This is a genomic window from Corallococcus sp. CA049B, from assembly GCF_003611685.1.
GTDB classification, from domain to species: Bacteria; Myxococcota; Myxococcia; order Myxococcales; family Myxococcaceae; genus Corallococcus; species Corallococcus coralloides.
Genome location: NZ_RAWC01000292.1, coordinates 1 through 9,200 on the forward strand (window position 1 = coordinate 1; position 9,200 = coordinate 9,200).

9 protein-coding genes are annotated in these 9,200 nt (G+C 70.5%); 2 read left to right on the top strand and 7 right to left on the bottom strand.

From position 1 onward, the window contains the following. Positions 1 to 234: 234 nt before the first annotated feature. Together D7W82_RS36225 and D7W82_RS36230 are read right to left on the bottom strand one after the other, a co-directional pair. Positions 235 to 972 carry a hypothetical protein gene (locus D7W82_RS36225; RefSeq protein ID WP_233588149.1) on the bottom strand — a complete coding sequence of 246 codons (738 nt, stop codon included), beginning with the start codon at positions 970 to 972 and terminating at the stop codon, positions 235 to 237. Between the two features lie 39 nt (positions 973 to 1,011). Beyond that, positions 1,012 to 1,503, bottom strand: coding sequence for a YkgJ family cysteine cluster protein (locus D7W82_RS36230; protein ID WP_120622662.1), 492 nt, complete (start codon positions 1,501 to 1,503; stop codon positions 1,012 to 1,014). Positions 1,504 to 1,927: 424 nt separating this feature from the next. Between D7W82_RS36230 and D7W82_RS36235 the strand changes: the two genes are divergently transcribed. Next, on the top strand, positions 1,928 to 3,970 hold the full coding sequence (locus tag D7W82_RS36235; protein ID WP_120622663.1) for a PilZ domain-containing protein: 2,043 nt from the start codon (positions 1,928 to 1,930) through the stop codon (positions 3,968 to 3,970). A 34-nt stretch (positions 3,971 to 4,004) separates the two neighbouring features. On the opposite strand, the gene D7W82_RS36240 is transcribed toward D7W82_RS36235, so the two are convergent. Continuing rightward, a complete protein-coding gene (locus D7W82_RS36240; protein WP_120622664.1) occupies positions 4,005 to 4,991 on the bottom strand; it encodes an NYN domain-containing protein in 987 nt (328 codons plus the stop codon). A 302-nt stretch (positions 4,992 to 5,293) separates the two neighbouring features. Between D7W82_RS36240 and D7W82_RS36245 the strand changes: the two genes are divergently transcribed. After that, the gene (locus tag D7W82_RS36245; protein WP_120622665.1) at positions 5,294 to 5,626 is read left to right on the top strand and encodes a hypothetical protein; all 333 of its coding nucleotides are present in this window, start codon (positions 5,294 to 5,296) and stop codon (positions 5,624 to 5,626) included. On the opposite strand, the gene D7W82_RS36250 is transcribed toward D7W82_RS36245, so the two are convergent. From D7W82_RS36250 to D7W82_RS36265, 4 genes are all read right to left on the bottom strand, one after another. Further along, positions 5,623 to 6,639, bottom strand: coding sequence for an ABC transporter substrate-binding protein (locus D7W82_RS36250; protein WP_120622666.1), 1,017 nt, complete (start codon positions 6,637 to 6,639; stop codon positions 5,623 to 5,625). The two genes, D7W82_RS36245 and D7W82_RS36250, sit on opposite strands and share 4 nt — an antisense overlap. Before the next feature lie 68 nt (positions 6,640 to 6,707). Beyond that, complete coding sequence (locus D7W82_RS36255; protein ID WP_120622667.1) at positions 6,708 to 7,469, bottom strand: ABC transporter permease; 762 nt, start codon at positions 7,467 to 7,469, stop codon at positions 6,708 to 6,710. Between the two features lie 13 nt (positions 7,470 to 7,482). Further along, positions 7,483 to 8,400 carry an ABC transporter ATP-binding protein gene (locus D7W82_RS36260; protein WP_120622668.1) on the bottom strand — a complete coding sequence of 306 codons (918 nt, stop codon included), beginning with the start codon at positions 8,398 to 8,400 and terminating at the stop codon, positions 7,483 to 7,485. Between the two features lie 133 nt (positions 8,401 to 8,533). After that, positions 8,534 to 9,079 (bottom strand): hypothetical protein, encoded by a 546-nt coding sequence (locus tag D7W82_RS36265; protein WP_120622669.1) that lies wholly within the window; start codon positions 9,077 to 9,079, stop codon positions 8,534 to 8,536. Positions 9,080 to 9,200 lie beyond the last annotated feature (121 nt).

The window sequence follows — 9,200 nt, forward strand, 5'->3', positions numbered from 1 at the left end:
CTCTTGGGTCGGGAGTGGCCACGTCCTATTATTTCTAAGCCGCCCCCGGCCCACGTCGAGCGTGGTGAGGCCCACCGTTCGCTGCCTCACTGCCCCCTCAGGCGAGCACTACCCCGTGAACGCTTACCCTCACCGTTCATGATGAAGCCATCTCAGCGCACCCGACCCGGTTCGAGCGGTATCTGGTCTGCGACGTCTGCGGAGCACGCAACGTGATGCTCATGCGGGAGTAGCTCACCCCGCCAGCGGCAACCCGTCCGTGGACTCCACCAGGACGTTGCCGGGCACCCAGCCCATCAGCCCGGTGGACGACCTCACCAGGTAGAGGACCTCTCCCTTCGCGGGGACGCTCGCGGCCAGCACCTTCACCTTCGTGCCCTGCGCCGTCGTGGCCACCACCGCGGAGCCCGTGCGGCTCTGCGTCAGCGGGAAGGACTTCTTCACCGTGGCCGTGACCTCCTCGCCCGGCGCGTACGTCACCGCGTACAGCTCCTGCGGCACGTGCACCAGCTTCCACGCCTTGCGGTCCAGCGTGTACTTGTCCCGCTTCTGCCAGAAGCCCATCCACCTATCGACCAGGACGATGCCGTTGCCCTTCGCCTCCGTCAGCGCGTGCACGTCCCCCAGCAGCTTCACCGCCTTGCCGTCGTAGCCGTAGACGAAGTAGCGGTGGCCGTCGTCCATGTCCCCCAGCGTCTGGACCCGCAGCTCCTTCCACTTGTCGCCCGTGTCCAGGTCCACCACCTGGAAGCCCGGGACCTCGTTGCCGGCCGCGTCGCCCTTCAACGTCGCGCCGCCCACCTTCAACGTGAACTTCCCGTCCGCCCCCGCCGTGAGCGCCACCGCCTCCGGCTTGCCGTCCCCGTCCAGGTCCACCTGCGCGGACTTCACGAACTCACTGTTCTGCGCGAACGCCGGTGCACCGGCGAACAGCGCGGCGGAGGACAGCACGGCCAGCAGGGATGTCTTCACGGGAGCAAGACCTCGGTTGGAGAACAGGACCGCGCCACGCTAGCCGCCCGAACGGCGGAAGCGCCCCCGGAAGTGCTGGTCCAGATACACCTCCGCGTGCGCCAGGGATTCTCGTGTCTCAGGAGCCAGGGTCAGCGAGGCCGCGGCCACCCGGGCCTGACGCATCGCGGGACCCCTTCCGCCCTCAGCGGAACCCACACCTCGCACCACCGCGTCCACCTTCGCGTGCGCGGTCTCCACCACGCCCTTCGCCTCCTCCAGGGACACCTCTCCCTCCGCCAGCGCGTTGAACAGCTGGCAGCGGTAGCGGCGGCAGGCCTCCGGGCGCTCCGCGTAGACCGTGCAACACAGGCCCTCCAGTGCGGCGCAGCGCTGGGGCAGCACCGCCGTGCCGTCCTCCTTCACCGCCAGCGACAGGCCTCGCTGGCGCAGGGCCTCCGCCTCGGGGGGCTTGAGCGGCACCTGGGTGAAGAGGGTGCCGTCACAGCACATGCCGCAGTGGAGACAGAGGGTGGAGAGGGCGGAGGACATGGCGTGCCTGGAGGGATAACGCCTCGCGGGGAGGCGAGTCATCCCCGACGTGTGTCGCACCGGCCTCCGTCCCTCGAAGGCAGGTCATGTGTCACCAGTAGACATGCGACATGTCCCTTGTGTTCCATGTGTCGGAATCACCCTGTGTTTCCGGGGTCCGCACGACCCGAGGGGAGGGACAGAGCTGAACCTGTCTCGGAAGGCCATGCGCCTGTCCGTAAAGGAAATCCCCGAGTCGTGAGAAACCAATTCGCGACAGTCCAACGCGTGGCCGCCAATCCAGCCCGAAGGTCTAAGTGCACAAGGGACGAAGGATCTCCACTCTGTGGGAATCCGAGTTCCCCGGGTCACGCGTAACTGGGGACAACACAGTTTCTTCGGACGTCGTAAGATCATGCCCCGTAGGACATCAGGGAGCCCCCGCATGCACACTGACACTCACGACGCGCCGGCCGGCCGCGAAGCCCTCCTCGGATACCGGGTGGGGACCGAGCTCAGCGCAGCGGCCTCGTTTGGCGCGGACTTCTCCCCCGGACGTCTGGTGCAGCTGTCGCTGGAGCACCTGACGCTCCACCTGGAGTCGCGCGCGGTGCCCCGCAAGGGACAGGCCGCGTCCGTGGTGGTGGGTGAGGGCGAGCGGTGGGCCACCGCGCTGGACGCGGAGGTGATTGGCGTCAACGCCATGCGCCCGGAGGTGAGCCTGCGCTTCGTCGCGCCGCCGCTGGACGCGGGCCGCCGCATCGTGGGCCTGTTGGAGTCGCTGCGTGACAACGGCCTCTTGCTCACGCCGGAGACGCGGCCCGTGTGGCGCGAGCAGATCGACCACGCGGACCGCGTCCAGCGCATCTGTGAAGCGCTCGCGTCCCGCCAGGCCCGCGGCGTGCTGCGCTCGCGCGATGGCCAGACCGTGGCGGAGGTCACCTGCGCCTTCTTCGAGCCGCTCCAGGACGCGTTCGGCTGGCAGCTGCACGGCGTGCTTCCCCCCGGGCCCCTCACCCTGGAGGCGTTCGGCTACTCCAGCGTGGTGCACTTCCAGGTGGACGCCGCGCGCGTGGAGGGCGGACTGCTCTTGATGCCGGCGCCCACGTCGCTGGTGCGCTTCCGCCACCGCTGGCTGCGCCGCACGCAGGCCCACGCGTCCTGCACCGTGGAGTTCGACCACCCGCTCTGGCCCCAGGTGCACGTGCACCGCGGCCTGCTGGATGTCTCCTACGAAGGCCTGTCCTTCCTCACCGAGCCCGGCGAGGACCTGATGTACCCGGGCCTGCGCCTGCCGGTGATGGAGGTCGGGCTGGAGGGCCACGCGCCGGTCCGCCTGCGCGCGGAGGTGCGCAACATCTCCAGCACGCCCCACGGCCGCCGCTGCGGCGTGAGCGTCCGGCCCCTGGACGCCGAAGGGGCCCGCGCGTGGCGCGCGCTGGTGGAGGCCCAGGCCCACCCCACCACCCAGGTGGAGGGCGACTGGAACGACGCCACCTGGAAGCTCTTCGAGCGCTCCGGCTACTTCCGCCTGCCGGGCAAGGAGCCGGAGAAGTTCGTCAGCCTGCGCGACCAGTTCTCCCGCACGCAGGACAAGCTCCAGGAGGCGCCGCTGCTGGGCTACCGCGTGGTGCGCCCCGCGGAGGACGGCATGGAGGCCACGCTGTCCGTGCTCAAGCCCTACGCGGGCAGCTGGATGGCGCACCAGCTGGCGCGGCACCAGCCCCCGGGCAGCCGCTCCACCGCGCGCGAGGCCCTGCGCGACATCTACCTGCGCGGCTACGAGCCCACCCAGGCGGACCCGGAGGTGAAGTGGTTCTTCGCCTACTGCGAGGCGAACGTGCGCTGGGTGCGCTACACGAAGTTCGACTTCGCCACCTGGTACGCGCACACCGGCCAGACGTGCCTCGTGCCCTTCCGCCTGATGGAGGGCGAGGTGGACAGCACCTGGACGCAGCCCGCGAACATCACCCTGGGCGCCCCCACCCAGGAGGAGCGCGCCAGCTTCTTCGCCCGCGTGGCCGGCACCCGCCCGGAGGCCTACCGCGAAGCGCTGGACCTGGTGCCGGAGCGCTTCGACCTGGAGACCACGCGCACCGGCTGGGGTGACGCGGGCCTGTCCCGCGAGCGCGAGCTGGTGGTGGCCCGTCATGAAGGCCGCGCCGTGGCCTTCGCGGTGTTCGAGTCCGCGCAGCCGGGCTTGAACCTCTTCAACGTGCTGGACGGCGTGCGCCTGGTGCCGCTGGAGGACGACGCGCGGCCGGAGGTGCAGGACGCGTTCGTGGCGCTGCTGGGCCGCGCGGCGGAGTGGTACCGCGCGCGCGACCGCAAGGTGTTCGTCCACTACGTGGAGGCCACCTGCGTGGAGTACGCGGAGCGCGTGTCCCTGGCGGACCTGGGCGACGGCAAGCTGTGGGTGATGTCCGCCCGCCTGCTGCCGGAGTTCCTGGAGCACCTCTGCGAGTCCACCACGCCGCGCGCGGCTTGATGGACTCGCGGGCGGGGGGGCCCTGGAGCAGCGGCTAGAGCCCTTCGTCGTCCGGGTCCGGATAGGACTCCAGCTCCTCTTCCTCCTCCTCCACCGGGGCGGGCGCCTTGGCGTGGCGCCCCTTGCCGCCCTTGGTTTCGCGCGCCGGAGCGCCGAAGTCCGAGTCCGGGCCCACGATGTAGCCCTGGCGCCCCTGCTGGATGCGGCGCAGGAGCCCCTCCTGCTCCAGCGCCTCCAGCAGCCGCGCGAAGGTGGAGAAGCCGTGGTCGCGCTCGTCGAAGTCGGGCTCCTTGCGGACGATGGTCTCCTTGACGAGTGACGGGTTGAGCGGACCGGTCGCTCGGCGCATCAGGCTCTGCACCACCTCGCGCGCGACGGCGGGCACCTCCGCCTTGGGCTTGCCGCCCTTGGACTCGCCGCCTTCCTTGCCGCTGGCCTTGGCGTCGTGGCCCTTGTCGTGGCCCTTCCCGCCCCGCTTGCCGCCCTTGCCCTCGTCGCCCTTGCCGCCCCGGCCGCCGTGGTCCTTGTCCTTGTGCGAGGACTCGCCCCGGTGCTTGGGCTTCATGTAGATGAACTGGTCGCACGCCCGCACGAACATCTGGGAGCTGGCCTCGCGCACGGCCAGGCCAATGACGGTGCGGCCGTTCTCACGCAGCTTGTACGCGAGCGGGCAGAAGTCGCTGTCGCCGGAGGCGATGACGAAGGTGTCGATCTGCTCGCGCGCGTAGCACAGCTCCAGCGCGTCGATGACCAGGCGCATGTCCGCGCTGTTCTTGCCGGCGCGGGTGGAGGGGGGCACGTCCACCAGCTCCACGCCCACGTCGTGCAGGCGCTGCTTCGCGTCCTCGAAGCGCGACCAGTTGCAGTACGCGCGGCGGAAGACGACCTTGCCCTGCTCCAGGAGCTGGTCCAGGGCGGGCTGCAGGTCGAAGTTGTTGGCGCTGATGCCGGTGTTGGTGACCAGGTTCTCGAAGTCGATGAAGAGGGCGATGCGGTGCTGCTCGTCGGTACGTCCAGCCAAAGGTGCCTCGTATTTGTATGCGAGCGGTCCTTGGCTCGCGTGCGCGCCACCCTACTGTGGGGAAGCAGCCTCACGCACGGCCCGTGTTCCGCCGCTGAACATTCAGTGCCACCCACCCTACGTTGGGACAGACCCCGGGGGCAGCGCCCCCGTGACACGGAGGTGGCACCATGATGCACGGATTCACCCGACGTTGGCGAGCCATGGCGTGGACCGCGCCAACGCTCGGCCTCTTGTTATGCGCGGGCCCCGCCCTGGCGAGTGAACCCACGGTCACCAAGGACGGCAACCAAGCCCCATTCATGCTGGGGAACTACACGGAGCCGGCGAGCACCAGCCCGTCCAACGCCGGGAACACCCTCCCCACCCTGACGCCGGACTTCGTCTCCCCGGGCGCGTCCGTGCGGCAGATCACCCCGGACCCGGACAAGATGCGTCAGGTCAGCGGGCCGGTGGTGAAGCGGTCCGGGATGATTTTGTACGTGCACGACGTGACCGGGCCGGTGGTGCCGCTGGACATGACCAACCTGACCATCCACAAGCAACCGGAGAAGGGGCAGCAGGTCCTGGCCCTCTACCAGGTGGACCAGACGGACAACGTGGCCCTGTCCCTCCAGGGGGAGAAGCTGGACTAGTCCGGCTTCGCGCCGCCGCGCACCTCGTCCAGGACGCTCAGGTCCACGAGCCCCGCGACGTCGTCACTGGGGATGAAGCCCAGGGACTTCGCGTGCTCGGCGGACGTCTTCAGCGCGGCGGGCACCGGGTCCAGGCTCGGCTCCAGGCGGGAGAACGCGTCCTGGAGCACGGGCGCCTTCAGGGGCTTGCGCGTGAGCTGGCCAAAGGCGGCGTTGACGGACGTGGCGAAGGCCGCCGGGTCCGCGCGCCAGCGCTCGGTGAGCCGCACGTGGATGCGCAGGAGCGCCGCGATGCGCGGGCGCTGCGTCTCCAGCACCTTCTTCGTCGTCACCACCACCGTGGTGGGGAAGCGCTTGTCCGGCCAGAGGTCGCGCTCGTCCACCAGGATGTGGCCGCCCCCTTCGGCGAGCATGCGCGCCCCCCAGGGCTCCGGCACCCACGCCCCCTCGATGGCGCCCTGGAGGTACTGCGCCAGGATGTCCGGGTTGCTGATGGGAATCACCTGCACGTCGCCGCCCGCGTCCGTGGAGATGCTCAGCTTCTGGGCCTTCAGCCAGGTGCGCAGGGCGATGTCCTGGGTGTTGCCAAGTTGTGGGGTCGCCAGCTTCTTGCCCTTGAGCTCCGCGGCCGCCTTCACGTTCTTCACCACCAGCACCGCGCCGTCGTTCACCGCGCCCGCGATGATGCGCAGCTCCTTGCCGGCCTTGAGGTAACTGTTGATGGCGGGCCCCGGGCCCACGTAGGCCACGTCCACGGAGCCCGCCACCAGCGCCTCCATGGCCGCGGGGCCCGCGTTGAACTGGCGCACCTCCACGTGGCCCATGCCGGGCTGTGAACCGAAGAGCCCCTCCGAGTTCGCCACCAGCGCCTGCGCGTGCGTGATGTTGGGGAAGAAGGCCACGCGCAGGGGCGCGTTGGCGCCGGAGGGCGTGTCCTTCTTGCAGGACGTGACACCCGTCAGGAGGACGACGCAGACACCGAGGAGCAGCGACAGCGGACGCGCGGAAGCCATGGTGCGTCACGCTATTGGAGATTCCCCACCTGTTATCAATGCCCGCGAGGGCAGAAGCGTCTTTCGGCTCACACGGACGCCGTCAGGCCCCACCGGCGCCGCAGGCGCGTCTCCACCGTCTGGAAGAGGACGCGGTCCACGGTGATGCCAATGAGGATGATGGCCAGCATCACCGCCATCACCTGCGACACGTCCATCAGCTCGCGGCCCATGGTGAGCAGCTGGCCCAGGCCGCCGGAGACGAAGAGCAGCTCGCCCGCGAGCAGCGCGCGCCACGCGAAGCTCCACCCCAGCTTGAGGCCGGTGACGATGCCGGGCAGCGCGCCGGGCAACAGCACGCCGAAGTAGAAGCGCAGGCCCCGCACGCCCAGGGTGCTGGCCACGCGGGCCAGCTGCGGGTCCAGGCCGTTGACCGCGTCCTCGGTGGCGATGGCGATGCCCAGCACGCTGCCCATCACCACCACGAAGAGGATGGCGCTGTCGTTGAGGCCGAACCACAGCAGGGCCAGCGGCAGCCAGCAGATGGAGGGCAGGGCCTGCAGGCCCATCACCACCGGCTTCACCGCGTTGCGGAAGAAGGACAGCCGCGCGATGCACAGCCCCAGCGGCACGCCGATGCCCACGGACATGACATAGGCGTGCGTCAGCCGGCCCAGCGAGCGCAGCGTGGCGCCGCCCAGCTGTCCGTCGCGGGCCATGGCGATGAGCGTCTGGACCACCTCCAGCGGGCCGGGGAACAGGTGCCTGTTCCACACGCCCGAGCGCGACAGCCCCTGCCAGAGCGCGAAGAGCAGCGCGATCATCCCCAGCTTCTGCGCCCACTTCAGCATGGCGGTGTCCCCTCTAACGGCCGGTCACGACGCTTGGGCGAGGCAGGCTGGACGGCGTGCGCGTGCGGCGCTGCACGGGCTCCGCGGGCGGAGCCTCCGCGGCGTGCCCCTCCGCGGCGCGCAGGCGGTGGCGGATGTCGCGCGCCATGGCGTCCAGGGACGGGTCCTCCAGCGAGCGCGGCATGGGCAGGTGGATCTCCAGGTCCTCCACCACGCGGCCCGGCCGGGGCGCCATCAGCACCACGCGGGTGCCCAGCATCAGCGCCTCCTGCACGTCGTGGGTGACGAACACCACGGTCTTGCCGGAGCGCAGCCAGATGGCCTGCAGCATCTCCTGCATGTGCACGCGCGTCTGGGCGTCCAGCGCGCCAAAGGGCTCGTCCATCAGCAGCACGGTGGGGTCCACCGCGAGCGCCCGGGCCAGGCTGGCGCGCATCTTCATGCCGCCGGAGAGCTGGTGGGGCAGCGTGTCCTCGAAGCCCTCCAGGCGCACGCGCTGGATGAAGGCGTCGGCCCGCGCGCGGCGCTCGGCGCGGGGCACGCCCCGGGCGCCCAGCGCGAAGGTGATGTTGCCGCGCACGGTGAGCCACGGGAACAGCGCGGCCTCCTGGAACATCAGCAGCCGGTCCGGCCCGGGCCCGTGGATGGGCTTGCCGTCAATGGCCACGCGGCCACCGGTGGGCACCACGTGGCCGGCGAGCGCGTAGAGCAGCGTGGACTTGCCGCAGCCGGAGGGGCCGAGCAGGCAGACGAACTCACCCGAGCGGACGTTGAGGTTCACGTCCTTCAGCGCCACGACCTTGTTGGCGTAGTGGTGGTCCAGCTGGGCGATGGAGATCTTCGCCCGGTCCGCTTCCACGTTCGCGGGCCGCAAGAGGTGCGGCGCCGCCCGGCGCAGGCCCCGCATCCGCTCGATGAGGCGTCGAAACATTCGCCACAACCTATTCACCTGCCCCGCGGTCGCACAGGAGGGGCCTGGAAGCGGGCAGGCGCCTTTCACTGTAGGACAGGAAGTGAAGTCCGCGGCGCCCGTCCGGCTGCTTTTCGGCGCGCTCTGTCGTCCGTCAGGGGACGGCGGCCCGCTCCGCCTTGCGGTGCGCCAGCGTGCGGGAGAGCAGCCACAGGCTCAGGGCGAGCACGCCCAGGCCCACGCCAGAGAAGGCGCCGCCCACGCGCAGCGACGCCTTGCGGTCGTCCTGGAACACCGCGAGCGCGTCCGTGCGGGGACCCGTGAGGTAGCGCCGCACGGTGTCCGCGAAGGCCTGGGCCTCCGGCTCCTCCTGCGTCCACTGGTAGGCGAGCGGCTGGACGCCGGAGGTCGTCTGCAGCTGGGCGCGGAAGATGGGCGCCGCGCCCTTGCGGGTGCTGCGGCTGCGGGCCACCTCCACGCCCTGGATGTCCCCGGGCGCGTAGCGGCCCACCTCCTCCTGGCCCAGCCAGCTGGAGCGGCTGAGGACGCACGGGCCCCGGGGTTCGCATCTCAGGTCCATGCGCGCGTTCTGGCCGAGGAAGAACACCCCCAGCACCAGGAAGGGCAGGGCGAGCATCAGGAAGGCCGTGGCACCGATGGCGGTGGCGCGGCTGCGTCGGTAGGCGGGGGGCGCACGCACGGCCTGTTTCTATAGACCCGCGCGCCCCAGGGGGGCAGCGCTTTCGAGTGTCGCCCTCCAGGCAGGCGGGCGGCCCAAGCTGTTCAGCGGCGGTCCCCTCTGGTGGGCGGGGTGGGGAAAC